The 25,771-nt window shown below is 48.7% G+C and carries 21 protein-coding genes; 17 read left to right on the top strand and 4 right to left on the bottom strand.

The features are described from left to right. Nucleotides 1-195 precede the first annotated feature (195 nt). Nucleotides 196-783, top strand: coding sequence for a manganese efflux pump MntP family protein (locus MCG46_RS13345; RefSeq protein WP_240280426.1), 588 nt, complete (start codon nucleotides 196-198; stop codon nucleotides 781-783). 348 nt (nucleotides 784-1,131) lie between these two features. Here MCG46_RS13345 and MCG46_RS13340 read toward each other — a convergent pair whose 3' ends face one another. After that, nucleotides 1,132-1,629 carry an AAA family ATPase gene (locus MCG46_RS13340; protein ID WP_240280425.1) on the bottom strand — a complete coding sequence of 166 codons (498 nt, stop codon included), beginning with the start codon at nucleotides 1,627-1,629 and terminating at the stop codon, nucleotides 1,132-1,134. A 121-nt stretch (nucleotides 1,630-1,750) separates the two neighbouring features. Between MCG46_RS13340 and MCG46_RS13335 the strand changes: the two genes are divergently transcribed. The 8 genes from MCG46_RS13335 (at nucleotide 1,751) to MCG46_RS13300 (ending at nucleotide 11,816) form a co-directional block, all read left to right on the top strand. Then, the gene (locus MCG46_RS13335; protein ID WP_020224202.1) at nucleotides 1,751-2,485 is read left to right on the top strand and encodes a peptidoglycan recognition protein family protein; all 735 of its coding nucleotides are present in this window, start codon (nucleotides 1,751-1,753) and stop codon (nucleotides 2,483-2,485) included. Nucleotides 2,486-2,548: 63 nt separating this feature from the next. Beyond that, nucleotides 2,549-3,403 (top strand): patatin-like phospholipase family protein, encoded by an 855-nt coding sequence (locus MCG46_RS13330; RefSeq protein ID WP_020224201.1) that lies wholly within the window; start codon nucleotides 2,549-2,551, stop codon nucleotides 3,401-3,403. A 305-nt stretch (nucleotides 3,404-3,708) separates the two neighbouring features. Beyond that, on the top strand, nucleotides 3,709-3,993 hold the full coding sequence (locus MCG46_RS13325) for an AbrB/MazE/SpoVT family DNA-binding domain-containing protein (RefSeq protein WP_020224200.1): 285 nt from the start codon (nucleotides 3,709-3,711) through the stop codon (nucleotides 3,991-3,993). A 97-nt stretch (nucleotides 3,994-4,090) separates the two neighbouring features. After that, complete coding sequence (locus MCG46_RS13320) at nucleotides 4,091-5,266, top strand: macrolide family glycosyltransferase (RefSeq protein ID WP_240280424.1); 1,176 nt, start codon at nucleotides 4,091-4,093, stop codon at nucleotides 5,264-5,266. A 282-nt stretch (nucleotides 5,267-5,548) separates the two neighbouring features. Further along, complete coding sequence (locus tag MCG46_RS13315; RefSeq protein ID WP_240280423.1) at nucleotides 5,549-7,444, top strand: hypothetical protein; 1,896 nt, start codon at nucleotides 5,549-5,551, stop codon at nucleotides 7,442-7,444. Nucleotides 7,445-7,762: 318 nt separating this feature from the next. Further along, entirely contained in the window at nucleotides 7,763-9,751 is a 1,989-nt protein-coding gene (locus MCG46_RS13310) for an FAD-dependent oxidoreductase (protein WP_240280422.1), read from the top strand. 74 nt (nucleotides 9,752-9,825) lie between these two features. Beyond that, a complete protein-coding gene (locus MCG46_RS13305; RefSeq protein WP_240280421.1) occupies nucleotides 9,826-10,749 on the top strand; it encodes a LysR family transcriptional regulator in 924 nt (307 codons plus the stop codon). Nucleotides 10,750-10,973: 224 nt separating this feature from the next. Continuing rightward, nucleotides 10,974-11,816, top strand: a complete 843-nt coding sequence (locus MCG46_RS13300) for a PTS system mannose/fructose/sorbose family transporter subunit IID (RefSeq protein WP_020224195.1) — start codon at nucleotides 10,974-10,976, stop codon at nucleotides 11,814-11,816. Between the two features lie 141 nt (nucleotides 11,817-11,957). On the opposite strand, the gene MCG46_RS13295 is transcribed toward MCG46_RS13300, so the two are convergent. Genes MCG46_RS13295 through MCG46_RS13285 form a run of 3 tightly spaced genes read right to left on the bottom strand, consistent with a single transcriptional unit; the run spans nucleotide 11,958 to nucleotide 14,656 of the window. Continuing rightward, complete coding sequence (locus tag MCG46_RS13295) at nucleotides 11,958-13,079, bottom strand: M15 family metallopeptidase (protein WP_240280420.1); 1,122 nt, start codon at nucleotides 13,077-13,079, stop codon at nucleotides 11,958-11,960. Between the two features lie 4 nt (nucleotides 13,080-13,083). After that, nucleotides 13,084-13,776 carry an RluA family pseudouridine synthase gene (locus tag MCG46_RS13290; RefSeq protein WP_240280419.1) on the bottom strand — a complete coding sequence of 231 codons (693 nt, stop codon included), beginning with the start codon at nucleotides 13,774-13,776 and terminating at the stop codon, nucleotides 13,084-13,086. Next, nucleotides 13,763-14,656 carry a class I SAM-dependent methyltransferase gene (locus tag MCG46_RS13285; protein WP_240280418.1) on the bottom strand — a complete coding sequence of 298 codons (894 nt, stop codon included), beginning with the start codon at nucleotides 14,654-14,656 and terminating at the stop codon, nucleotides 13,763-13,765. The genes MCG46_RS13290 and MCG46_RS13285 overlap by 14 nt, the downstream gene beginning before the upstream one ends. Before the next feature lie 140 nt (nucleotides 14,657-14,796). Between MCG46_RS13285 and MCG46_RS13280 the strand changes: the two genes are divergently transcribed. From MCG46_RS13280 to MCG46_RS13245, 8 genes are all read left to right on the top strand, one after another. After that, nucleotides 14,797-15,573, top strand: coding sequence for a GNAT family N-acetyltransferase (locus tag MCG46_RS13280; protein ID WP_240280417.1), 777 nt, complete (start codon nucleotides 14,797-14,799; stop codon nucleotides 15,571-15,573). A 490-nt stretch (nucleotides 15,574-16,063) separates the two neighbouring features. Further along, nucleotides 16,064-18,229, top strand: a complete 2,166-nt coding sequence (locus MCG46_RS13275; protein WP_240280416.1) for an ATP-dependent helicase — start codon at nucleotides 16,064-16,066, stop codon at nucleotides 18,227-18,229. A gap of 352 nt (nucleotides 18,230-18,581) precedes the next feature. Beyond that, the gene (gene ligA / locus MCG46_RS13270) at nucleotides 18,582-20,573 is read left to right on the top strand and encodes an NAD-dependent DNA ligase LigA (RefSeq protein WP_240280415.1); all 1,992 of its coding nucleotides are present in this window, start codon (nucleotides 18,582-18,584) and stop codon (nucleotides 20,571-20,573) included. Beyond that, nucleotides 20,563-21,642, top strand: coding sequence for a CamS family sex pheromone protein (locus MCG46_RS13265; RefSeq protein WP_240280414.1), 1,080 nt, complete (start codon nucleotides 20,563-20,565; stop codon nucleotides 21,640-21,642). The genes ligA and MCG46_RS13265 overlap by 11 nt, the downstream gene beginning before the upstream one ends. Nucleotides 21,643-21,785: 143 nt before the next feature. Continuing rightward, entirely contained in the window at nucleotides 21,786-22,082 is a 297-nt protein-coding gene (gene gatC, locus MCG46_RS13260) for an Asp-tRNA(Asn)/Glu-tRNA(Gln) amidotransferase subunit GatC (protein WP_020224186.1), read from the top strand. Between the two features lies 1 nt (nucleotide 22,083). Beyond that, nucleotides 22,084-23,508 (top strand): amidase family protein, encoded by a 1,425-nt coding sequence (locus tag MCG46_RS13255; protein ID WP_240280413.1) that lies wholly within the window; start codon nucleotides 22,084-22,086, stop codon nucleotides 23,506-23,508. Beyond that, nucleotides 23,508-24,932, top strand: coding sequence for an Asp-tRNA(Asn)/Glu-tRNA(Gln) amidotransferase subunit GatB (gatB, locus tag MCG46_RS13250; RefSeq protein WP_240280412.1), 1,425 nt, complete (start codon nucleotides 23,508-23,510; stop codon nucleotides 24,930-24,932). The genes MCG46_RS13255 and gatB overlap by 1 nt, the downstream gene beginning before the upstream one ends. A gap of 134 nt (nucleotides 24,933-25,066) precedes the next feature. Further along, entirely contained in the window at nucleotides 25,067-25,768 is a 702-nt protein-coding gene (locus MCG46_RS13245; protein ID WP_240280411.1) for a hypothetical protein, read from the top strand. The last annotated feature ends 3 nt before the right edge of the window (nucleotides 25,769-25,771 follow it).

The raw sequence follows: 25,771 nt of genomic DNA, 5'->3' as shown, positions 1-25,771 counted from the left end.
AAGACTTGCATCTTCATCCAAACTTTGGTATATTGAACATACTTCTTGAGGGAGTAGTTTGCGTGGAAAGAATCCGCGTGTCAAATCAACACAATGGCGCTTTGCCGCCTGGTTTGGCTTAATGAACAAGACTCAAGCATAGGCTTTAACGAGCTTATGCCTGGGTCTTTTTTTAGGAAGAAAGAGGGAATACTGATGGATGCAAATGTTATGGATGCGGCAACGTTGATCATGCTGGCGGTGGGGTTGGCTATGGATGCTTTTGCGGTGTCGATTACCGATGGTTTATGTTATGAGAACTTTCATCGCAAGGAAGCACTGATAACTTCCGGTGCTTTTGGATTATTTCAGGGACTCATGCCGCTGATCGGATATTTCTGCGGCCGGATGTTCAGCGATGCGATCGCTTCGATTGACCACTGGATCGCTTTGATCTTATTGGGTGTGATCGGGCTGAATATGATCAAAGAAGCCTGGCAGGAAAGTCATGAACCGGAATGTGTGGAATGTTCAGGCAAGACGCTGACCTTGCCTACGATTTTGATGCAGGCGGTTGCGACAAGTATTGACGCGCTGGCCGTGGGCATCAGCTTTGCGGTGATTCACGTCAATATTTTTACAGCCTGTCTATTGATTTGCGGGATTACATTCGGGTTAAGTCTGATCGGGGCTGCGGCCGGAAAGCGCTTTGGCTCAATGGTCAAAGAAAAGGCGCGTGTTTTGGGCGGCGTGATTCTGATCTTGATCGGTCTGCGAATTTTTGTCGAACACATGTTCTTTTAATTCCGCCATGTTTCTGTAATGCGGCAAAGAGCTTCTTTTCCGAGGGGAAAGGAGCTTTTTTTGTGAAATCGTTAGATACAAGAATGAGAGAATTGATATCGAAAAAGGAAAGCATACGAAGCTGTCAGAGGCAGCCTATTTACATTTGAACCGCATATCGGTCGGCGTCATTCTCAATCTGACTATCAATAAGAAGATATCGATTATTTTGACAAAAGGAAATTAATGAGACTGTAAAATTTTTGCCTTCTGAAGCAGTAAATCTGTTCAACATTAAGTTTGTTCAATAAGGTGTAGGAAGCAAATTTGAATCCAACTGAAAAGCCGTATAAAATAGAAATAACACAGCTATTTCAAACGACTGAGAATTTCCCGGGTAATTGTTTCCGGAGATTGTCCATTGATTTTGATTTTTTCTGAATCAATTTGATCATAATGGGTCAAGCGTGACAGACTTTGCGGGATACAGTCAGCTGTCCGCAGACCTCGGTCGATATCCTGCTGCAGCTGTCTGCGAAGCTGGAGTGGTGAAGGCTGCAAGGTGAAGTGATAAAACGTGAAATTTCCCTGCAGCCGATTGTAAATTTGTTGGACAGTTTCCGGCTGATCCATGACCCAGCTGAACAGAACATGATCAAAGCAAGTCTGCGCCAAGAACTGATTCAACAGATAAACAATGTTATCCATCACCATGACTTTGGTCTGATCCTGAACCTGAAAGGGACTCATCATCCAGCACCAGTCCCCATCCAGCCAAACACTCCGGCTGAGCTTTTCATTGCAGAGCCGGCTGATTGTTGTTTTTCCGCTTCCCATGGTTCCGCTGATAAAGATTACTTTCTGCATAAGAATACCTGCCTTTAGACTTGATTATAGCATGTGTTAGAAAGAATTAAGAATTTCCTTCGTTGTTCAGTCAGGGAACATGATAAAATAAACATAAGTTATTGACAGATTGGGGATGCTTATGAGTAATCAGCGGGAGAAATCCACCGTGCAGAAGCGGACGATTTCGGCACGTTCATCCAACGGAAAGAAGAAACGGGCACATAAGCGGTATCGGCTGAAAGCGTCGATTCGCCGGAAACTGGCAATATTGGGCGTGCTGGCAGGCTTAGTGATGATCGCGCTGCTTTTGTTATGGCTGTGGCCGGTTCGGGAAAAACGGATTTATCACACGGAAGGCGTACAGCTGCAGCAGGTCAATGGGATTGACGTGGTTCATGATTATATTCCGCAGGGACATCAAAATCGTCCGCAGATTCAGCGTGAAATTCGCTGGATCGTGATTCATGAAACGGACAACGAAGCAGCCAGTGCGGATGCCTGGCATCACAACGAATACTTAAAGACCAATGAGACGGATATTAATTCCTGGCATTATACCGTGGATGATCACTCGATTTATCACGCGCTGCCGGATGAAGAAGTCGGCTGGCATGCCGGAGATAAAATGACCGAGGGCGGCGGCAATATGACGGGGATTGGGATTGAACTGTGCGTCAATGAAGGTAATGATTTTGAAAAGACGCTGGAAAATGCCGCGGCGCTGTGTGCGGAGTTAATGAAGGCATATGATCTGCGGATTGAGGATATTAAGCAGCATCATGACTTTTCAGGAAAGGATTGTCCGCATCGGATTTTAGCTGCCGGGCGAAGCGAAGAATTTGTAAAAATGGTTCAGGAAGCGACGAAACAATAATTTTGTAGTGGTAAATTCAGTTTTTTTTGTTACAATAAGTGATTGTATGATTGAGGTGAATTTATGGGAAAAACCGGACTGGTTTTAGAAGGCGGCGGAATGCGCGGCGCTTATACGGCTGGGGTTTTAACATGGCTGATCGATCACGAGGTCGAGTTTGATTACGGCGTGGGAATTTCAGCTGGGGCCATGAACCTGTGCAGCTTTGCGATGAGAAACAAGCAGTATTTGTACGATGTCGGCGTCATCTATATGCCGGATAAGCGAAACGTAGGACTGAATCCGCTGCTGAAAGAACGCCACTATGTCGGCTATGATTTTATGTTCGACCGTCTGCTGAAAGAAACAATTCATTATGAGCTGGATACTTTGCGGCAGTCTTCGATGGAAATTGAGATCGGCCTGTTCAATCTGAACACATCCAAGGTGGAATGGGTGAAGAAACAGGAACTGGATGATGATCTGCGCTTATTAAAAGGTGCGTGTACGCTGCCGCTGGCAGGCTCGCCTGTGCCGTATCGCGATGGGCTGTATATGGACGGCGGTGTGACGACGATGGTGCCGATCAAGCGTTCGCTGGGCTATGGCTGTGATAAACATCTGGTCATTGTAACAAAGGACGAAGGCTATGTCCGTAAGCCCAGCAGCAAGCTACTGCTGAATACGTCAAAAATGGCTTATCATAACCAGGCGCTGATCGATGCGCTGAAAATCCGCAGCGACGTTTACTATGAAGAAATGAATATCGTCGATGAGCTGCAGAAGGAAGGCAAAGCGCTGCTGCTTAGACCTTCAAAGAATCTGGGCGTGAAACGATTCTCCGGCGATGCCGAAGCTTTGAAACAATTATTTGAACTGGGGAAAGCCGATTGCGAAGCACGCAAGGCGGAATTGCTCGGCTTCTTGGGCAAGGCCTGAACGAATTAAACTAAGAAAATTTCTGGTTGGTAGGATCGGAAATTTTTTTGTTTAGTTAACCTTTCGATTCAAAATAAGAAATTTATTCACGCCTATGTACGTTCAGGCGCAGTTTTGTTCATCAAAGCTGCACTAAGATCCTCCTTTTCTCTGACCATGGCGATCAGCTGACTGTTACTTTGGAAGCAGTATTCCTGAAAGAAAATGGATAAAAGACAACGACGGTTGACAGCGATAACATTCAGCAGTAGAATAGTTATATAAGTTATACAAGTTATACTTTTGATACAGGAAGGAGGGAGACCATGAAATCTCAAGTGAAGGACGGAAAATACATGAGCTCAGTCAAGGTCGGACCCAAAGGTCAGATCGTTATTCCGAAAGAAGTCCGTGATCTGTTTCAGATTGAGCCTGGGGATACGCTGATGCTGCTGGCGGACGCGGAGAAAGGCATTGCGATTGAACGGTATGACGTATTTGAAAAAATAGCCGATGCCATTTTTTCGGGAAAGGCTAAGGAACTTTATCCGGATATGCCGGAGGAAGATTCAAAGGCTTTTGCCCAATCCATTCGTCAGACCCGAAAATAAAGATGCTTATCCTTAACGGAATACGCTGCATCAGTATCGCTGAAAAATTTTACGGATTCATCAAAGCAAGACTGTCAATACAGTCAGGGAGGGCGTTATGGCTAAACTTGCATTTTTCTGCATTCCGGCTTACGGACACACCAATCCTACACTGGAGGTGGTTCGGGAGCTGACAAAGCGCGGACATCAGGTGATTTATTTTTCATTCTCGGCTTTTCAAAAACGGATTGAGGAGGCCGGCGCTCAGTTTGTCAGCTGCGACGCTTATCTGCAAACCGAAAATGCCGATCCGGAAAGGATTAAACAGATGACTAACGATGTCGGCGCTTCGATAAAGCTGCTGACCGATACAACGTTAGCCCTGGATGCGATGGTCTGTCAGAAGCTGCGGACACTTCAGCCGGATTGCATCATTGCTGATTCGATGGCGGTTTGGGGAAAATTTGCGGCGCTGAAGCTGGGCATTCCGTTCATTTCTTCAACGACAACCTTTGCTTTCAACCGTTATTCAGCCAGGATTATGAAGCAGAGCTTTGGTCAGCTGATCGGTTTAGTCCGTTCTTTGCCGCAGATTCATCGCCAGATGAAACGGCTGCAGAAACAAGGATATCCGGTTAAAAATTTGCTTTCAATTCTGCAGAATGATGATCAGACACCGACAATTGTCTATACATCGAAGGAATTTCAGCCGTGTTCCGATACCTTCTCCGAAAAGATTCAATTTGTCGGTCCTTCTGTAAAATCCACGGCTTCTTATGATGGAGAAAAAAACGTCATTTACATTTCACCGGGAACTGTCAACAACCAGCATCTGGATTTCTTTGAGCATTGCATTGAAGCGCTGCGGGATTATCCAGGCGAGGTGATCATGGCTGTGGGAACTGAAGAACAGGCCGCTCAACTGAAAGCCCCGGGCCATTTTACAATTCAGGCGCAGGTTGATCAAATTGAAGTTCTGCAGCGAACCGCAGTATTTCTGACACATGCCGGGATGAACAGTGTCAATGAAGGTCTGAATGCTGAGGTTCCGCTGATTCTTTATCCTCAAACGGCCGAGCAGGGCGGGGTTGCGCAACGAGTTGTTGAGCTGAATGCCGGCATCCTGCTAAAGGAGAACAGTGCGGCCGCAATTCGAGCGGCAGTGAACCAGGTTCTTGCGAATCCTTCGTTAAAAGAAAACGCGGCCTTGATCAGCCGCAGTTTCCATCAGGCCGGCGGTCCTGTCCGGGCAGCTCAGCTGATCGAAGGCTGGATTCAGGAAAGCCAGTCCTAACATAGCTTCCTGCAGCTTATAAGCAAAGTAAAAAATTTAAAGATTCTGCGGATCATTCATTCCGGTTGTTTTGTGCGGAGTGATAGCAGGATCTTTTTTTGCAGAAATGGCGGGAAGAGTGGATCCTGAAAGCTTTCAATTTCTAAACAGAATCGGTATAACGTTGCTTTTGTCCGGGATAATTTATGATAAAAAGTTTAATTTTACTTTTTTACTATTTTAATTACAGAAATTTTGAGTACAATAAGAAGATAGTGACTGAAAAAGGATATTTGAAAAAATATGATGAAATATAAAGCAATGACAAATCAGGTTATTCGATTAAAAAAAGAGAATCCGATTCTGGTGTGGGCAGTGACGATTGTGATTCTGGCCCTGACCGCTTTCGCGATCGCTTCATTTTTTTGTTTTCCGTTCAACAATGGTCAGGTCCATCTGGGGGCGGATACGGGTTTTCACATCAACCGAATCATCAGTTTGATGGAAGCTCAGCAAAATCATGTTGACTATCCCTATCTGTTCTGGAACCAGAACTTCAATTTCGGTTATCCAACGCCGATCTTCTACTGCAATCTTTTTTTGTATTGGCCGGCATCCTTGTTGGCAGACGGGATGCTCCCGGTTCTGGTTTATAAAAAATATGTGTTTGGTTTAGTCTGGGCAGCGACGCTGATGATCGGCTTATGTAGTTATAAAGTCAGCCGGCGCAGCGGATATGCCGCTGTCCTGTCAATGCTTCTGTTGATCCTGAATACCCACAGCATTACAGATATTCTGCGGCGGGGTGGTTTGGGTGAATTGCTTGCGTTGGTGTTCATCCCGATCTGTCTGGCGGGGATTTATCAGACGATGTATAAGGACAGCCGGCGCTGGATCTGGCTGGCGGTGGGCTACTGCGGGTTGGTGCTGTCGCATAACATCAGCTTTATCCTCATGTGCATTGTCTTTGCGGTGTTTGCGCTGATCAATTTTAAAAAACTGTGGCATGAAAAGATCCGGCTGCTCAATATCCTGCAAGCGATTGCGGCGGCCCTGGTGTGCGCCTGGTTTTTCATCGCCCCGATGCTGGAACAGATGGGCGCTGTTGATATGGTAGTTTCGCATACCTTTAATCTGGGGGGCGGCTTGGCGGCTACGGCAGTAGATCTGTCAGAAATATTTAACTTTACTGTGGATACAACGATTTATCTGAACAATTCTCCAGGTCCTTTTCTGATTTTTATGCCGCTGATCGGCTTGGCGGTGCGCGACAAACGCAAACGCAATCCGTTTATCTTTCATTGCTGGATCATCGGCTATGTCAGTATGATGATGATGACGAAGCTGTTCCCCTGGCAGCTGTTCCCGTTTTTCAGTTTTATGCAGTTCGTCCAGCGGTTATTGCCGGTCTGCATTCCTATGCTGGCGCTGGCCGGAGGATATTACTGGTATGTTTTTATCCGGAACTTCAAGCAGCTGGAATTCAGAATGCTGCTAAAAGCAATCAGCGTGATCGTAATTTTGATTCCCACGTATTTCATGCTGAAAGTCAATTATGATCAGATTTCCGGTTATCCGGATGAAATGACGGTGGAAGAAGCTAAACTGAGCCAGTATGGGGATACACAGGAAACAGCGGTTTATAATGTGCAGCAGTTAAGCAGCGCAGACTATCTGCCTTATGGGGCGGATGTGGATTACAAGGATTACCGGGAATGGGTAAAATGGGCTGTTTCGCCGAGTGAGTCGATGATCGACAGCAGCATGAAACTGCTGATCCTGGATCAAGAGGTTGATGAAAGTGAATATGGGCATTTTAAATTCGTCGTCAAATCCGGACCGGAGGGTCAATGGCTGACTGTTCCGCGCACTTATTATTATGGTTATCAGGTAGATGCGATCAAAGATGGGGAAGTGATCGATACGATTATTCCTTATGCGGCCGAGAATACCGGATTGGTTCAATTCGATATGCTGGAAAGTGAAAGTCCGATCACTTATGATGTAGTTTATCGGCCGACGTCAGTTCAGACTTCCAGCATGGCGCTTTCTACGGCTGCGGTTCAAGTGGTTCTGGTGATTTATGGATTGGAGCGGTTTTTGTACTATGCTCTGAAACTCTGGAAGGGTGTCCATGACAGTCAGCCGAAAAGCAATCCGAAGGCAGGATCACACAGGTCAGCGATCCGAAAAGATTGATCAAAGAATGGACTCAACCGGTTGGATTGAAATCGCTTTGCATTGGATCCGAAGTGGTTGATGGTATTCATTGGGCTTTATCAATCAAGGCCCACGAATGAGAAGCAAATTTCAAGCTCAGTCAAAACAGGCTGGTAATGAGCATTAAACAAAAGACGCCGAAGCTTCAACGGCGTTTTTTCTTATTGAAAAGATACGAGCAGGTTTTGCCTCTTACTTAAGTCACGAAAAAAGCGAGAACACATTTCCTTTTAGTGTGAGTTGATAAAAAAATAACATGATATAATTCTAACAAGATCAAAAGGAGGAAAATGAAGAATGAAAAAGGCAATGCTTTTATTGACCAGTTTTCTCATGATCTGTTCAATGGCTGGATGCTCTACTCCGAAACAGGATGAGCCGGCCGCTGCAGCAGGCATGAAGGCTGGAACGTACACCGCGACATCGCAGGGAATGAACGATGTTGTTGAAGTCAGCGTTGAACTCAGCGAGGACGCCATTGTTTCCGTTAAAGTAACGAAGGATTCGGAAACACCGGGGATTGGCGGCGTTTTGAAAAACGCAGCGGGAACGGAGCTGGATGAAGGCGGGAAAGCGCCGACAGTCTTGATTCCGGAAGAAATTGTTGCAAATCAGAGCTTGGCAGTCGATACCGTGACCGGAGCGACAATCACATCGGCAGCGGTCATCAATGCCGTTAAGGATTGTCTGACGCAGGCTGGCGCTGATCCGGCGGCCTGGATGAAGGAAACCGCAGCGAATGCGCAGCAGGATCAGAGTGCTGATGTTGTTGTCGTAGGCGGCGGCGGAGCTGGTTTGGCGGCCGCGATTGCAGCTTCGCAGAAGGGCGCTAATGTCATCATCGTTGAAAAGAACGGCGAAGTCGGTGGCGATACGTTGGTTTGCGGCGCTATTTACAACACACCGGATGAACCGCTGCAGAATAAGGTCACGATGACCGATGCAGTCAAGACGACGATTGAAAAAGCGTTGGCGGAGGATCCGATTGATGATGCGCATGCAGCTCTGCAGAAGGAAGTTCAGGCGCAGTGGGATGAATACAAAGCCAGCGGCCGGACCGATCTGTTTGATACGAAAGAATGGTATGCGCTGCAGACCTGGATCAACGGCGATAAAGTCGGTGATCTGGATTTAGTCAAAGTGCTGTGCTACGATTCGTTTGAAGGCTTGGAATGGATTGAAAACTTAGGCATGGAATTCAGCGATATCATCGGTCAGGGTGCCGGCAGTTTGTGGCAGAGAACCCATACCAGCACGATGCAGATGGGAACCGGCTTTATCTCTACCTATGTTGAAAACATTCTGAAAGACGACAAGATCACTGTGCTGACCAGCAGCACCGCGGAGAAGTTGGTGCAGGATGATTCCGGTAAGGTCAGCGGCGTTGTCTGCAAGGATAAGACCGGCAATGAATTTACGGTCAGCGCGAACATGGGCGTCGTTCTGGCAACCGGCGGATTTGCGGCCAACAGCAAGATGGTTCAGGAATACAATACCTCCGGAAAGTGGAACGATTTGAGCAAAGTCATGACGACGAACCGTTTCAGCAGCTCACAGGGCGACGGAATCTCGATGGCGCTGGAAGTTGGAGCTTCATTAACCGATATGGAACAGATTCAGCTGCTGTATCTGGGCAATGTCAAAGACGGCCAGCTGACAAAATATCCGCCGCGCGATGTCAACGGCACAGATCAGATTATTTTCATCAACAAAGAAGGCAAGCGCTTCGTTCGTGAAGACGGCCGCCGTGATGAAATCTGTCTGGCTGTCATGGCGCAGACCGACTCGATGTTCTACATGCTGGAATCCGGCGACGGTGCGGGCTATGTGGATATCAAAGATCCGAATTGGCGTTCAGCGGATGGATTTACGTTTGATTATTTGAAAGAAAACGGTTATATTTTAGTTGCGGATACTTTGGAAGATCTGGCATCTCAGATGGGAATCGATGCTGCGACATTAAAAGCAACCGTAGACAGCTTCAACGCCGCTGCTGACGGCGGTACGGATGAATTCGGCAGAACGCTGTATTCTACGAAGCTGGAAAACGGACCTTGGGTTGCTACAGCCCGTCAGGCCTGCGTCCATCATACGATGGGCGGCGTTACGATCGATACCGAAACACGCGTTCTCGATGAAGCCGGTCAGCCGATTTCCGGTCTGTATGCAGCAGGTGAAATCACCGGCGGCATTCACGGCGCAAACCGCTTAGGCGGAAATGCCGTGGTGGATACGGTTGTCTTCGGTAAATTAGCTGGCGAAACTGTCGTCGCTGACGCTAAGTAGTCCGCTGAACAAAGCATAAAGTAAAAAAGCATCCATTATCACAATGGGTGCTTTTGAAGCGAAGGAGAGCAACGATGGATATTAAACAGCTGATCACGTTCAGAACGCTGGCTCAGGAAAAAAATTACATGAAGACTTCGGAAAAGCTAAGCTATGCCCCCTCGACGCTTGCCAAACATATCCGCTCCCTGGAAGACGAGCTGCAGGTTCAGCTGGTAGAATACCGCAACGGAAAGATCGAGCTGACCTATGATGGGAAGCGGTTTATGCGCTATGCCGATGAAATGCTCAGCGTCTATTTCAAGCTGCAGTATGAGTTCGATCAGACAAAATCCGCGATTGGCACCATCCGGGTGGCCGGCGGCGAACTGATGGTCGGCTTTGCTTTCGGCGATTTCTTTGCGGCAGTGGAGAAGACTCAGCCGGAGCTGACGCTGCAGGTCAACGCGATCTGCTGTGCACGGGTACCGGAATGGCTGAATCAGAACGAAGTGGATATCGGATTTGTGCAGATGCTCAACACTCAGGAAAGCGAAGGGCAGCAGATCGTTCCTTTGTTTGAAGAGCGGCTGTGTTTGATGACCTCGCCGCAGCATCGTTTGGCGCAGCAGGAAGAAGTGCATCTCGGCGATCTGAACCGGGAGAATTTCTCTTATACGTATGAGGACTGTTGTTTTACGGATGAATTCCGCCGCTGTCTGACGCAAAACGGCGCGCGGCCGTCTTCTGAGCTGTTTTTAGGCAGCATTCATGCCGTCATCAATACCGCCAAGGATGACAACCGGATTTGTCTGATTCCGTATGTTTGTGTTCCTAAGGTGCGGCAGATGGGGCTGGTGCAGCTGAACTGGATCGACCCGTTTGTGATCTACGATGTGATTCTGATCCAGAAAGGGGTCTATCGCAGTACGGGAATCAACCAACTGATCGAACAGGCCAAAGCCTATGCGGCAGAGGTAAAGAAAAATCCCGAAACTTCGCAGATTCAATTGCTTTAATGAATAAGGCTCATGGACTGACAAAAGATCCGGTTATGGATCTTTTGTTTTACTTCTGGGAATTCCTCTGCTTCACCAGGCTGAGTGAAGAACTAGCGGAGATGAGTTGGAATAAAAAAACCTGAAAACCTTTAAAAATATGAATCATTGATTGGCAATTAATTTTAATAGGGCTATAATAAAATCAGAATAAGGGATAAGAAAGAAGAGGGGGACTCAAAGTTATGACACAGACGAAACGCCTGAACAAACAAGAGCTTCGCCGCATCAATCTCCGCTGGATCTGGAATGCTCAGATCGGCTGGAACTACGAACGAATGCAGGGGCTGGGGTATCTGACCACCATGCTGCCGCTGATTGAAAAACTGTACGGCGATCAGCCGGCACTCAAGAAAAAGGCGCTGCAGGCACATTCGGTCTTTTTTAACACAACTCCGGCAATGGGGGATATCATTGTCGGAATGAACGTCGCGATTGAAGAGGAAATGGCAGAAACCGGTGCCGGCATTGACATTGCCTCGTCCATGAAAACCGCGCTGATGGGTCCGTTTGCGGGCGTCGGCGATACGATTTTCAGCATGATTCCGGGTGCTGTGTTCGGATCGATTGCCGCGACGATGGCCAAGGAAGGAAGCATAGTCGGCATCATGATCTGGGAAGTCTGGTTAATCGCCGTGCTGCTGCTTCGGTTTAAGCTGTATGACATCGGTTATCAGCAAGGCGCTAAGATTGTCAATACACTCTCAGGGATTAAGGAAACGATCACTGCGGCCGCCTCGGTTTTAGGCTTAACGGTGGTCGGCGGCATGATCGCTACGATGGTCAAGTTCCCGCTCAAAACACTGACCGTCAGCCTGGGAATTGATCCTCAGACCGGGGAAATGCTGATGCAGGAATTCCCGCTTCAAAAGTATATGGATTCGATTATGCCGGGTTTGATGCCGGCGCTGTTCGCTGTCTTATGCTATTGGATGCTGGGCAAGAAATGGATGAATTCCAATCGGCTGATCCTGACAGTGCTGTTATTGGCGATCGTCTTGGCTTCCTTGGGGATTGTCGAAGTCTAAATCTCAACAAATTTCAGTCTAACAACCGGTTTGATGCTGCAGGCAGGCAAAGAACCGGCTGTTTTTCTGTCTCTAAGAGAACCCAAGATGCATAAATAAAAAAAAGATCGGCAGGCAATGCCGATCCGCAGCGTAATGGAATTAACGCAGATACAATTCGTAATATTCGTCGTAGGTTAAGCCGGAATCATGGACCTTTGTAGCCAGTTCCACACCGAGGTAGCGATAATGCCAGGCTTCATAGCTGTAGCCGGTGATGATTTCCTTCCCTTCTGGATAACGCAGGATCCAGCCGAAACGGTGGGCATTCTGCTGCATCCAGACAAACGCATCGGTATCCGCAAACTTGGAAAGCTGCGCGCCGGTGGCGGCCATATCTACGGTTAATCCCGTCTGATGTTCGGAAAAGCCCGGCCGGGCAGAAATGGAATCCGCCCATTCCTCACCCTTGGAATTGACATAGCCGTTATATAAATCGACCTGATACTGATAGTCGCGGTAGGAGGAGGAAGCATACATCTTCGGCTTGCCGCCGCCGTTGAGTTCATCACACATTGCGGCTAAGGCATCGGCCGCTTCCTGACGAAGATAACAATCCTTCGCGGCATAGGTTAAGCTCAGCTGAACCAGATCCTCTGGGGCATAGCTCTCCCCTAAATAATATCGCTTATTGACGATCATACTGACATCTTTGGCATCGGAGGCAGAGGTGCTGTCATACCAGTTCACGTATTTTCCGCTGAGTTCAAAATGATTCTCACTGTTAACATCCCGATGATCGGTGCAGTCCTGAATGTAGGCTTCAACATCGCTCACATAATCAAAGACTAACAGCGGCGTAATTTCCCAGAAATTGAGCTTCTCAAACAATTTCAGGCATGAGTCCTCGGGGTAATTCCGTGCCCGCAGCCGCTCATAGAGCTGCGTGTCATCGCTGTTCAGGGAATCGGTAACCAGATACAGCTTCAGATAATCCTTATTGAAGCTTTCCGAGGCTAACGCAGCATTGAGGTTGTCGGAATACAGCTTATCGTTAAGGATGGTCTTGGTCAGTTTCTGCTTCTTGATCATCGCGATGCTTTCTTTGGAATAGCCCAAACCCTTCAGCTTGCTGTCCGTTGAAAGCTTCGGAATGGTCGTCAGGACAAAGACCAGAACGATCGTCGCTACAATACCGATTAAACCATAAAGAACGGATTTGCGGATTCTTCTGCGTTTCCGGCGAACGACTTTTCGTTTTTTTACAGGCGCTTTTGTTGCCATGTTCTCAATCTCCTTTCTGATTGGAATGAGAGAATAAATTCCACGGGTAACTGTTCGGAAGTGAACAGGCAAAGGTCATGCTTTCATGCGTTATTGGATGCTGCAGTGTCAGCGATGTTGCCCACAGAGCAATCTGCTGACCGGGATACGCCTTTGGATTGTAGCGCTGATCTCCCCACAAGGACAGCTGACGGCTGGCAAACTGGACGCGGATCTGATGGGAACGTCCGGTTTCCAGCTGAATCTGCGCCAGCGACAAGCCTTCGCTTTCTTCCAGGATCTGATAGTGCAGGATCGCTTCTTTCGCTTTCGGTGAAGCTGGAGGAACTGTGCGCACCCGATTGGTTTTTTCATCTTTGATCAGCCAGTCTTTTAAGGTTGCTGCAGGCTTTTGCGGCTGACCGCACAGCACTGCCTGATAAGTCTTTTTCAGGCTGCGGGTGCGGACCTGATCGCTGAGCCGGGAAGCGGCCTTGGAAGTTTTGGCAAACACCATGACTCCGCCGACGGGCCGGTCTAAGCGATGCACTAAGCCCAGGTATACATTCCCCGGTTTCTGGTACCGCTCTTTCAAGTCCTGCTTCAGCAATGTCAACAGATCCGGATCATGGCTGTCATCCGCCTGAACCGCAATGTTGACAGGCTTGACCACGATCAGCAGGTGATTATCCTCATATAAAATCTCAAACTTCGTCATCTTCATCACTCCATGCGCCGTAAATTCCGCATGGCAGGATCATGTTGTCCTGCGTAATCGGAAGACCGACTTCCCCGGCAAAGACATAGCCGGACGGATGACGGCGCAGCACAGTGGTGCGCAGAATGTTTTCTAAGACGATGGAGGAAAAACCGGTGGTATAGGAATTAACTAACAGAAACAACGCGTCGTCATCCAGAATATCCAGACAAGCATTGACCAGTTCGTTGATCTGATCCTCCAGCTTCCAGATTTCACCATTGGGTCCCCGGCCGTAAGACGGCGGATCCATTAAAATTCCCTGATAGGTATGACCGCGGCGTTTTTCCCGCGCGACAAATTTCAGAACATCATCGACGATAAAGCGGATCGTGCGGTTTTCCAAATGTGACAGTGCCATGTTTTCTTTGGCCCACTGCACCATTCCCTTACTGGCATCTACATGCACAACCTCATCCGCTCCGGCACTGGCACAGGCCATCGTCGCTCCGCCGGTATAGGCAAATAAGTTCAGAATCCGCACCGGCCGTCCGCTGGCTTTGGCCTTGCGGATTTTGGCTTGCATCCAATCCCAGTTGACTGCTTGTTCCGGAAATAAGCCGGTATGCTTAAAGCCGGTCGGTGAAACCTTAAACGTCAGTTCTTTGTAGGATACCGTCCAGGTCTCCGGTACAGCCTGTTTGAACTCCCAGCTGCCTCCGCCCCGGCTGGAACGGTGGTAATGCGCATGAATGCGATCCCATCCGGCATGATCGGTTTTCTTCCATACTGCTTGAGGATCGGGTCTGCGCAAGAGTATATTTTGCCAGCGTTCAAGCTTTTCACCATCGCCTGCATCGCAGCATTCGTAATCTTTCCATTGATTTGCAATTCGTTTCATCCTGTTGATTCTCCTTATTTATTCATTATATCATGGCTTTTCTATTATCGCAGAGAATGCTGGAAAAATTAAGAAAGTTGAAAAAATAGTTCACCTCACTGCCGGAGTTTGATAAAATAGTAGACATCGAGGTGATTGCGATGATGATTCGCTGCAGCGAAAAACATCGGCAGGAATGTCTGGATTATCTCCGGCAAAACCCGTCGCTGAATTTGTTTCTGATCGGAGATATTGAAAACTATGGATTTAACCAGGGCTTTCAGACAATTTTTATTGATAAAGATGAATTTGTCCATGGGATTTATCTGGTGTACTACCATAATCTGGTGATTGCCAGTGAGGAAAATCGCGTTGACGTCCAGTTTGTTGAGCGCTTGATTCAGGAATATGATATTCAGGCGATCCAGGGACGCACAGCTGTTTTGGAGAGGCTGAATTTTGATGCGTTCACTCGTGAGGAATGTCTGTTCTGTCAGCTGAGCGAGCTGAAGGTCAAGGCAGAGTCTGACTTTTTGATCCAGCAGGCTCGCCCTGAGGACGCCGCACGTTTAAAAGCATTGTTGGATGAAGTGTTTGACATGGATAATGAGGTGGCCATGATCGCCCGGCGGATTGCCCAACAGGAAGGCCGGCATTTCTTCATTGAACAACAGAATCAGGTGATCTGCCAAGCCAACAGCACAGCGGAGACTGCAGATGCGGCGATGATCGGGGGAGTGGCGACCCGCGCGGATTGGCGCCGTCACGGTTTGGCCAGCGCGGTTATGACGGCGCTGTGCAGCCAGCTGTTAAGCGAAGGCAAAAAGCCATGCTTGTTTTTCGAGAATGAAGAAGCGGGAAGAATTTACAGTCGGCTGGGTTTTGAGCCGATCAGCGGCTGGACATTGATGCTGCGTCAAAAGGAAGGATCACACTGACCTTCCTTTTCCTTACCTGTAAGGGTTGCGGATCCAACCACTTTTCGGTAAAAACCGTGATTTCCCTCACACCGCTTTTCAGAAGAATCGGAGTAGTTTTTCAGGCGTTAAGGAAAAGCGACGGCTTGGCATGAAAGAAATGACGTTGGCGCTGAGGATGACTTCTGCTATTCATGAAAATTCTGAAACCGGCGGATCAGGGATAGAAATGCCGAAGGTTTCATGTATAATATAGAAAGTCTGGAAGCAACATTCAGAAATCAGAACGGCTTGGCTTCAAGGATTCAGGGCTCAGCGGCAGCGGTGATTTTTCATCCGTTTGGTTTCAGCTCTGTGCATTCCTTGCATTGAAGGCCGCTCAAGAAGAAGGAATGGCTTCAGAACAATCCCAGCTCCGGATGTCCTTGTTAAATAGGAACATGAGAAAAACAAGCGGCCGGAATGAGTCAGGCTGGATTAAGATTAAGAAGAAAAGAAGAGGTGTCGGACAATGGTTTCTATCGAGATGCTGAATGAAAATCAAAAAAAAGCAGTGCTGACGTCAAGTCAGTATGTGCGGATTATCGCGGGTGCGGGCAGCGGCAAGACCCGTGTGCTGACGATGCGGATTGCGCATCTGATCGAACAGTGCCATGTCTGGCCGAATAAAATTCTGGCGATCACCTTTACCAACAAGGCAGCCAATGAAATGAAGGAACGAATCCGGCAGATGCTGCCGGAGCAGGGAAACGCCGTCTTTATTTCCACGATCCACTCGCTGTGCGTGCGGATTCTGCGTGAGGATATTCCGGCGATGGGTATGCCGCGCAACTTTACGGTCATGGATGCTGATGATCAGCGCAGTATTTTAAAGGAAGCCTACAAAGAGTTTGGGCTGGATAAGCAGACCTATACGTTTGGCTCCATGCTGGACTACATCGCCAACAACAAAAGTGCGGAGATCAGCCCTGAACGCGCTTATGTGTTTGCCGGAGATCTGCGCGGGGAAAATGACAAAGCGAAGGTCTATGAATATTACGTCAATCGTCAGCAGGCGATCTATGCGCTGGACTTCGATGATCTTTTGCTTTATACCGTACGGATGTTCCGGCAGTTTGCGGAAATCCAGGCAAAATGGGTGCAGCGCTTCCATTATATCCATGTCGACGAATTTCAGGATATTGATAAAATACAATACGATCTGATTCAGCTTCTGGCGGGAAACGACAATTCCGTTTATGTCGTCGGCGATCCCGATCAGACGATTTATACTTGGCGTGGGGCTGACGTCAATATCATCATGAACTTTGAGAAGGATTATCAACCCTGTGAAACGATTGTCCTGAATGAAAACTACCGTTCAACGCCAAGCATCCTAAACGGCGCCAATGCTTTGATTCACAACAACCGCAATCGTGTTGACAAAGACTTGTTTACTTCAAGACCAGACAACGGAGCGATTACCCACTATTCCAGTGCCGGGGAAGAATATGAGGCAACCTGGATTGCCTGCAAGATCAATGAACTGCATAAACAAGGTCAGCGCTACCGCGACTGCGCGATTCTCTATCGCTCCAACTATTTGTCCCGTGCGCTGGAAAAAGCGATGATCGAACAGCGGATCCCCTATGTGATCTACGGCGGCATCAAATTCTACGAACGAGCTGAAATCAAGGATGCGCTGTGTTATCTGCGGATGGTCTGCGGCAGCGATGATCTGGCGCTGATGCGGATTATCAATGTCCCGCGGCGGGGCTTGGGCAACAAGACGATGGATACAATCGTACAGCGCTCACGGGCTATGGGCAAGACGATGTACGAAGTGATTCGCGATGAAAAGGTTGTCAGCGGCAAGGCTCAGACGACGATTGACAACTTTGTCAAAATGGTGGAAAAGTGGAAGAATCTGGCTTCTTCAACACCGATCAGCCGGCTGTTGGAAATGATCCTGTCCGACAGCGGTTATCGTTCCATGCTGGAAGCCGACAAGGAAAATGAACGTCTGGAAAACCTGAAGGAACTGATCACCGATATTGAAAGCTACACGGTCAATTACCCGGACAGTTCGCTGGAGGAATACCTGCAGCTCGTTTCGCTGTATGGGGATAAAGGCGCGGAGGACGGCGGCGATCATGTCCAGCTGATGACGGTGCATGCGGCCAAGGGCCTGGAATTTGATACGGTGTTCGTCTACGGCATGAGCGAAGGTATTTTCCCAAATGACCGCGCTGTGCAGGAAAGTCAGCTGAAAGGGCTGGAGGAAGAACGGCGGCTGGCTTATGTCGCCTTCACACGGGCTCAGAATAAGCTCTATCTGACGGAAAGCTCCGGTTTCAGCTACATTTTAAGCCGAATCAAAGTGCCGTCACGGTTTATCAAGGAAATTGATCCGCAGTATATCGAACACATCGGGGCGACTTTCGATACCGGCAAGCCGAAGGAAATCAAACTGCATTCAGCGCTGTTTGAAGAGGAAGCGCCGTTTGAAGAACGGCTGGCTTCCAAGCCGCGGACCAAGTGGAAGAAGGGCGATCACGTCCGACATGCCGCTTTTGGCGAGGGCGTGGTCCTGGAATACAGCGAAGGGATGCTCAAAATCGCATTTGCCTTTCCGTTTGGCGTGCGTAAAATCATGGCCACGCATCCTTCGATTCAGAAAGCGGAAGAAGTGGAATAAGTCTTCTTCGTTCGAAGGATACAAAGCATCAAAACATCAAAAGATAAAGACGCAGGCAGCCTTTCATTCTCACCGTCAGAGAAGGAGGGCTGCTTTTCTGATAAAGTGATTCCCGCACTTTTCAACGGAACGGACAAAATCGAGGAAGAGGAAGCTTAGAAAATAAGCCGCGGCATGCAGTGCGGCGGGTTAAGCTGGGATTATCGATACTGCAGATAAGAAAAAGCCCAGCCGTACAAATCAGAAAGGATGTTAAAGGACAAACGATTAGATTGCGTAAACTTGGCAAAGATGATGAAGAAAACATTTGTTCTTATGATATAATAAACTGGATATTTCAGGAGGTACAGTGATGAGCGAAGAACGCGTTCTTGCGCTGCGCAGGCAGCTGAATCAATATAACTATGAATATCATGTGCTGGACCATCCGACCGTCAGCGATGCGGAGTACGACCGGTTAATGCGGGAGCTGATCACTTTGGAAGAGCAGCACCCGGAACTCTTTGACCCCAACTCTCCCACCCAGCGGGTCGGCGGTCAGGTACTGGATGAATTTAATAAGATTACACACAAGCGCCCGATGCTTTCGTTGGGCGACGTTTTCAGCCGGGAAGAACTTTTTGAATTCGCCCGCAAAGCAGAGGCCGAAGTCGGACCTGTGGATTATTGCTGCGAATGCAAGATCGACGGCCTGGCGATGTCGCTTAATTATCAGCACGGCCGTTTCCAATACGCTGTGACCCGCGGCGATGGGGTTGTCGGTGAAGATGTCACGCACAATGTCCGCACGATCAAATCGATTCCCATGGAGATTGACTATGAGGGCGAACTGGAGGTGCGCGGTGAGGTTTATATGCCAAAGGCCAGCTTTCAGCGGTTAAATGAGAAACGCCGCGAAATGGGTGAGGAAGAATTCGCTAATCCGCGCAATGCAGCAGCCGGCTCGATCCGGCAGCTGGATTCCAAAATCGCGGCTTCCCGCGGCTTGGACGCTTTGTGGTACCATGTACCGCAGGGGCCGCAGTTAGGTCATCATCAGCATCTGGAATCGCTTGCGTTCATTCAAACGCTGGGATTCCGAACGAATCCGCTGAACCGGCTTTGTCACAACATTGAGGAGGTCTGGCAGTTTGTCGAAGATCTGACGCTGATGCGCAGTGATCTGCCCTATGAAATTGACGGTATTGTCATTAAGGTCAACGATTATGCCAAGCAGCAGCAGTTGGGCTTCACCGCGAAAACGCCGAAATGGGCGATAGCCTATAAATTTCCGGCAGAACAGGCCGTAACCCGATTGGAAAATATTTTTGTGACGGTCGGGCGAACGGGGAAAATTACGCCGAATGCTCAGCTGACGCCGGTGCGTCTGGCCGGAACAAGCGTGGGTTTTGCGCAGCTGCACGATGAAGATATGATCCGGGATAAAGACATTCGGATCGGAGATTATGTCATCGTTCACAAAGCCGGAGACATCATTCCGGAAATTGTAGCCAGCGTTCCTGAAAAGCGCGATGGTACGCAGATTCCTTATGAATTTCCCAAGACCTGCCCGGTCTGCGGGATGCCGTTAGTCCGTTATCCGGACGAAGCACATCACTTCTGTATCAATAACGACTGTCCGGCGCGGGTTGTTGAATCCATCGCCCATTTCTGCAGCCGGGACGCGATGAATATCGACGGCTTAGGCGTTAAGCGCGTTGAGCTGTTCCATGCACAGGGGTGGCTGAATACCGTTGAGGATATCTATAATCTCAAACACCATTACCAAGAAATACTCCAAACCCCGAAGATGGGGAAAAAGAGTGCTGACAATCTGTTGGAGGCGATCGAAAATTCCAAGCAAAATTCGCTGGAGAAACTGCTGTATGGATTGGGGATTCGCCAGATCGGTGAGAAAGCCGCAAAGATTCTGGCCTATCGTTTTGAGACCATGCAGGCTTTGATGAACGCGACGTATGAAGAACTGGAAGAAATCAAGGATATCGGGGCCATTACCGCTCAGACGGTGTTGGATTTCTTTCACGATGAAGCGAATCAGCATCTGATTGAGGCCTTGATCGAACATGGTCTGAATATGATCTGCCTGAAAGAGGAACAGGTAGAAACGATGTTTACCGGCAAGACGGTCGTCTTGACGGGCACGCTGTCCACGATGACCCGTCCGGAAGCTCAGGCGATATTGGAGCATCTGGGCGCAACAGTTTCCGGCAGCGTCTCCAAGCGTACCGATTATGTCATCTATGGTGAAAATGCTGGTTCCAAATTGACTAAAGCCCAAAGCTTAGGCGTAGCCACGATGCCAGAGAGTGAATGGCTGGAAGAGGTAAACCGGTATGCGGAATAACCGGTGGCGTCGGTGGGGATTGGCGCTTTGCTTGCTGATCAGTCTGGCAGGCTGTTCGCAAAAGGCCCCGGAAGAAGCCAACGAGGGCACCGTGATCAGCAGCTATTCGTCTGATGATTATCAAACTCTGCTGCCGCATGAGCTTTCAGAAGGCCGATACTGGCGCGGCAACACGAACAGCCGCTTTGACCTGATGCAGATGCCAAAGGAACTGATTGAGCTGAGCAAGCAGCACTTTCCAGTCAAAGATAACTATCTGCAGGCGGGTCAGATTCTGGAATATGATGATATTCAGGAACTGCAGCGCTATGAAAGCAGCGATCATTCCTACGGCTTAAATCCCAGCGGAAATTTTGAGATCAGCGATGCGATCGTGCTGGAGCGGCCGTATATCGTTTATGGCTTAGTGGAAGTAGACTTCATCGCGAAGGAAGATCAGAAAACGCTCAACGGCATTGCGGTAGGGATTCTGATGAACAGTTCCGTCACCAGCGGTGACAGCACAGTTCAGATTCCAAAGGATAAATTGTATACCTATGCCAGTACGGTTGGCCGGAAGCTGGAACGTTATTTGCGCAACAAGGCTGAGGTAGACGCGGATCTGCCGATTTACATCACCTTTTACAGCTCGAATTCCACCAGTTCCAGCGTTCCGGGCGCCTTTATCGGTCAGGGGCTGTTTACCAGCCGGAGCGGCCAGTTCACTGCGATTGATGAACAATGGGTGCTGATTCCAAGTGATCAGGCAACCGCCCTCGATGGGGTTCTGTCATCTCAGTTCAGCACGGTTAAAGCCGGCGTCAAGGACTTCATGCCGGAGAATGTCAACCTCATCGGCAAGGCCCGGTATACCAACGATGCGGCGGATTATCTCAAGCTGACAGTCACGGTACAGGCCAAGAGCTATACGGAGATCTATTCCCTAATGCAGCTGTTAAACGAACTGTCGGTCAACTTCTCAAGCACCGATATGGAATTGATTATTGAGATTAAGCAGCTGGAAGAAACGGTGATGATCCTGCATCGGGAAAAAGGAACGATGAAAACGACTGTGCTGGATATCAGCTAGCCGCCGTGCATTTTCGATGAAGATCAGGCGGGGAAGCTCATTGGCAATTCACACCGCAGTCTACCTAAGAGCGAAACCAAGAATACAGCTGAAAAGCTGAAAGATAAAAAGGATTGAACAATCCGGAAAGAAGGAGAAGAAGGATGGAAGAAATTAAAGATCCCGCTTATTTCAAAGAGCTGGCACATCGGCTGATGTTTGATCTCAGCGATGCGGAAGCCGCCGATATTGCGGCGGAATTTGAAACGCTTGGCAAGCAGCTGACGCTGCTTGAAAGCATTGACACAACAGGCGTAGAGCCGATGGTCTATCCGTTTGAAACACCGACCGCTTATCTGCGTGAGGATGTTGTCGATCATGTGATCTCACGGGAGGACGCGCTGGTCAATGCGCCGAAAGTCCGAGAATGCCACATTGTGGTACCAAAGGTGGTGAAGTAAAATGGCAACAATGAAAGAACTGAAGGAAACAACGACTGTCCGTCAGCGGGTGGAGGAAGCCCTTGCCAAAGCCCATGCTTCGCAGCCGCAGCTCAATGCCGTTGTCACCTTTGTTGATGTGGAAGAACAGCTGACTGGTTTGAATGAGATTGCCGATGGACCATTTTACGGCATGCCGATTGCTTTAAAGGATAACGTCTGTACTCAGGGAATTCGGACGACCGCTTCCAGCAAGATTCTGGACAACTATATTCCAGTTTACAACGCACATATCGTCGACAAGCTGAAAGCCGCCGGAGCGATTGTGATCGCGAAGGCTTCGATGGATGAGCTGGCGATGGGCGGTACGAATTTAACTGCGGCTACCGGACCGGTTTATAATCCGTATGATCACTCGCGGATGGCCGGCGGTTCATCCGGCGGCAGCGCGGCATTGGTTGCCGCAGGTGTGGTTCCGTTTGCGATTGGATCCGATACCGGAGATTCTGTGCGTAAACCGGCATCCTTCTGCGGTGTTTTGGGCATGAAGCCAACCTATGGCCGGATTTCCCGCTATGGCATTATCCCTTATTCCTCATCATTGGATCATGTCGGCTATTTCACCCATAGCGCCCTGGATGCCGCGGAGGCGCTGAAAGTATTGGCGGGCCGTGATGATCGCGATATGACCTCGTCTTATGAGCCTGTACCGGATTATGCAGCGGCGCTGTCCAGCGACGTTGCTGGACGCAGAGTGGCAATTTTCAAAAATGTCATTGACGCTCTGGGCAATCCGCAGGTCAAAGCGATGTTTGAAAAAACCGTCGAGGCCTTGAAAGCCAGAGGCGCGATTGTTGAAGAAGTCAGCCTGCGCGAGGATCTGTTAAAAGCAATCCTGCCGGCTTACTATTTGATTGCAAACTGTGAAGCGACGGCGAACCATTCCAATTTAGACGGAATTCGCTTCGGCGTTCAGCAGCCGGGCGAGAGCATGGAAGAAATTATGATTCAGTCGCGGACAAAGGGATTCGGTTCCTTGATCCGCAAGCGGTTTGTCATTGGCAGTTATGGTCTGTTTGTCGAAAATCAGGAAAAGCTGTTCCGTCAGGCACAGCGGGTTCGCCGGCTGATCGTTGAAAATGTGGCAGAGGTGATGAAGGATTATGATATTCTGATCGCTCCGGCCAGCAGCGATGTTGCGCCGAAACTCGACGACCACTCCCGCGATGAACTGTCAGATGGATATCTGATCGCTGAAAACCACATGGTGATCAGCAACTTCACCGGATATCCAAGCTGTACGGTACCGATGGGAATGCTGAACGGATTGCCGGTCGGCTTGAACATGACCGCAAAAGCCTGGGATGAACAGAGTCTGTTTGACTTTGCGGCGGCGATGGAAGAAATCACCGGCATGAAGGACGCTACAGCGGAGGTTATGGAATAATGGAATACGAAGTAATTATCGGCATTGAAATTCATTGTGAATTAAAAACGAAAACGAAAATGTTTTCCGGAGCTCCGGTGCTCTTTGGCGCGCCGGCCAATACCTGCGTCAATGAAATTGACTTAGGTCATCCAGGCACGATGCCCTGCGTTAACAAACAGGCGGTTGCGATGGCCGTGCAGGCTTGTACGGCGCTGAACATGGAAATTGATCCGCTCGTGCGCTTTGACCGGAAAAATTATTACTATACCGACCTGCCGAAGGGCTTCCAGATCACCCAGCAGTTTTACCCAATTGGGCGGCATGGCTATGTTGAAATCGAAACCGAAAACGGACCGAAGAGAATCCGGATCGAACGGCTGCACATGGAAGAAGATACTGCCAAACAGTTCCACTATGATGCTGGAACCTTGATCGATTTTAACCGGGCGGGAACACCGCTGGTGGAGATTGTATCGGAACCGGATATCCGCAGCGGCAAAGAAGCGATGGCTTATGTTGAAAAATTAAGAACCACGCTGTACTATCTGGGCGTATCCGATGTCAAGATGGAAGAAGGCTCGATGCGCTGTGACGTGAACATTTCACTGCGTCCGGCCGGAACGGAGAAATTCGGTGTCAAAACCGAGATCAAAAACCTTAATTCCATCAGCAACGTTCAGAAGGCTGTAGAATATGAAATTGAACGGCAGACACAGATCTTGAACGAAGGTGGTCAGGTTGTGCAGGAAACCCGACGTTTTGACGAAGCTACGCGCACGACGATTTCAATGCGGAAAAAGGAAGGCGCAGTCGATTACAAGTATTTCCCAGAACCGAATATTTTCCCGATCCAGCTGGATGCCCAGTGGATTCGGCAGCTGCAGGAAGCGATGCCGGAAATGCCGGAAGTGCGTCAGGCTCGATATGTTGAACTGGGTCTGCCGGAAACGGATATTGCTTTGTTAGTTGCGAATAAAGACCTGGCAGATTACTATGATCAGGTCATGAAGCATACCTCGCATGCCAAAATTGCGGCTAACTGGGTCATTGTTGAGCTGCCAGCGGGATTGACGAAGCTGAATAAGAAGCTGTCGGAGAATCCAGTGGCTCCGCAGGCGATGGCAGAGTTAGTCAATATGGTTGTCGGTGGTGAAATCTCCGGCAAACAGGCGAAGGTTGTGTTTGAGGAAGTGCTTCAGGGCAAAGATCCGAAACAGGTCGCTCAGGAAAAAGGCATGAAACAGCTGTCTGATTCCTCCGCTTTGATTGCATTGGTCAATCAGGTTTTGGATGAACAGCCGCAGTCGATCATAGACTATAAGAATGGGAAGGATCGTGCCGTCGGCTTCCTGGTGGGTCAGGTGATGAAAAAATCTAAGGGTCAGGCGAATCCGGCGATGACGAATAAGCTGATTGTGGAAGAGTTGAAGAAGAGAATTTAACTTTGGGGGACATTAAAAGCCGATTTGTGGTGCTTTTGATGTCCTTTTTCTCACAAAAAACAGCGGGTTCAGGAAATGACTGGTCAAATCCCTTCTTTTCCTGTAAAATAGTAAAAGATAAGGAGTGAAGGACTTTGTCTGAACAAAAGAAAACAAGTAAAAAGAAACCGTCGGCCACGACGGCCAAGAAACATAAAAGTAAAAAGAAGGATAAATCCACAATCATTCTGATCGTGGGTTTGGTGTTGATCGCGATCCCTTGTGCGATTTTGGGCTGGATTTTAATCAGTGCCTCGATGGATACCGGTAAACCAATCAATGGTGATCGGTTCAAAGGGGATCTGGATCCGGCGATTACCAAGGATCAGCTGTCTGAAATCGAAAGCCGGATTAAGGGTGAAAATCAAGTCGAAAAGGTTACGGTGGAGCTGACAACAGCTACGCTGCGTGTTTACGTGGATGCCGTAGATTCGATCAGTGATGAAGAGGCAAGTGCTTTATCAGAAACGGCGTACAATGACGTCACCGCTGTATTGAATGAAGGAACTTATTTCACAGCAGCCGGGGGCAAAAAAATGTATGATCTTGAAGTCCATGTTTACAACAATATTGATAAATCGGGAGCTGGAGATTATGTTTATGTCATCCGCTCGAAGAATTCCGGTATGGAGCAAGCTGAAACGCAGGTCGTATCTAAACCGCTGGATGCGGAACTGGCTCAGCAGCTGCGTGATGAACTGGCAGAAAAACGCAATCCGACACAGAACAAGGATAACGACGATGAGGAAGTCGTCGGCGGCGAGGATACGGAAGCGCAGGATGAGACAAAGGAATAAAGG

It is taken from the genome of Holdemania massiliensis (assembly GCF_022440805.1).
GTDB lineage: Bacteria > Bacillota_I > Bacilli_A > Erysipelotrichales > Erysipelotrichaceae > Holdemania > Holdemania massiliensis_A.
This window is presented reverse-complemented; position numbering and strand designations above follow the sequence as displayed.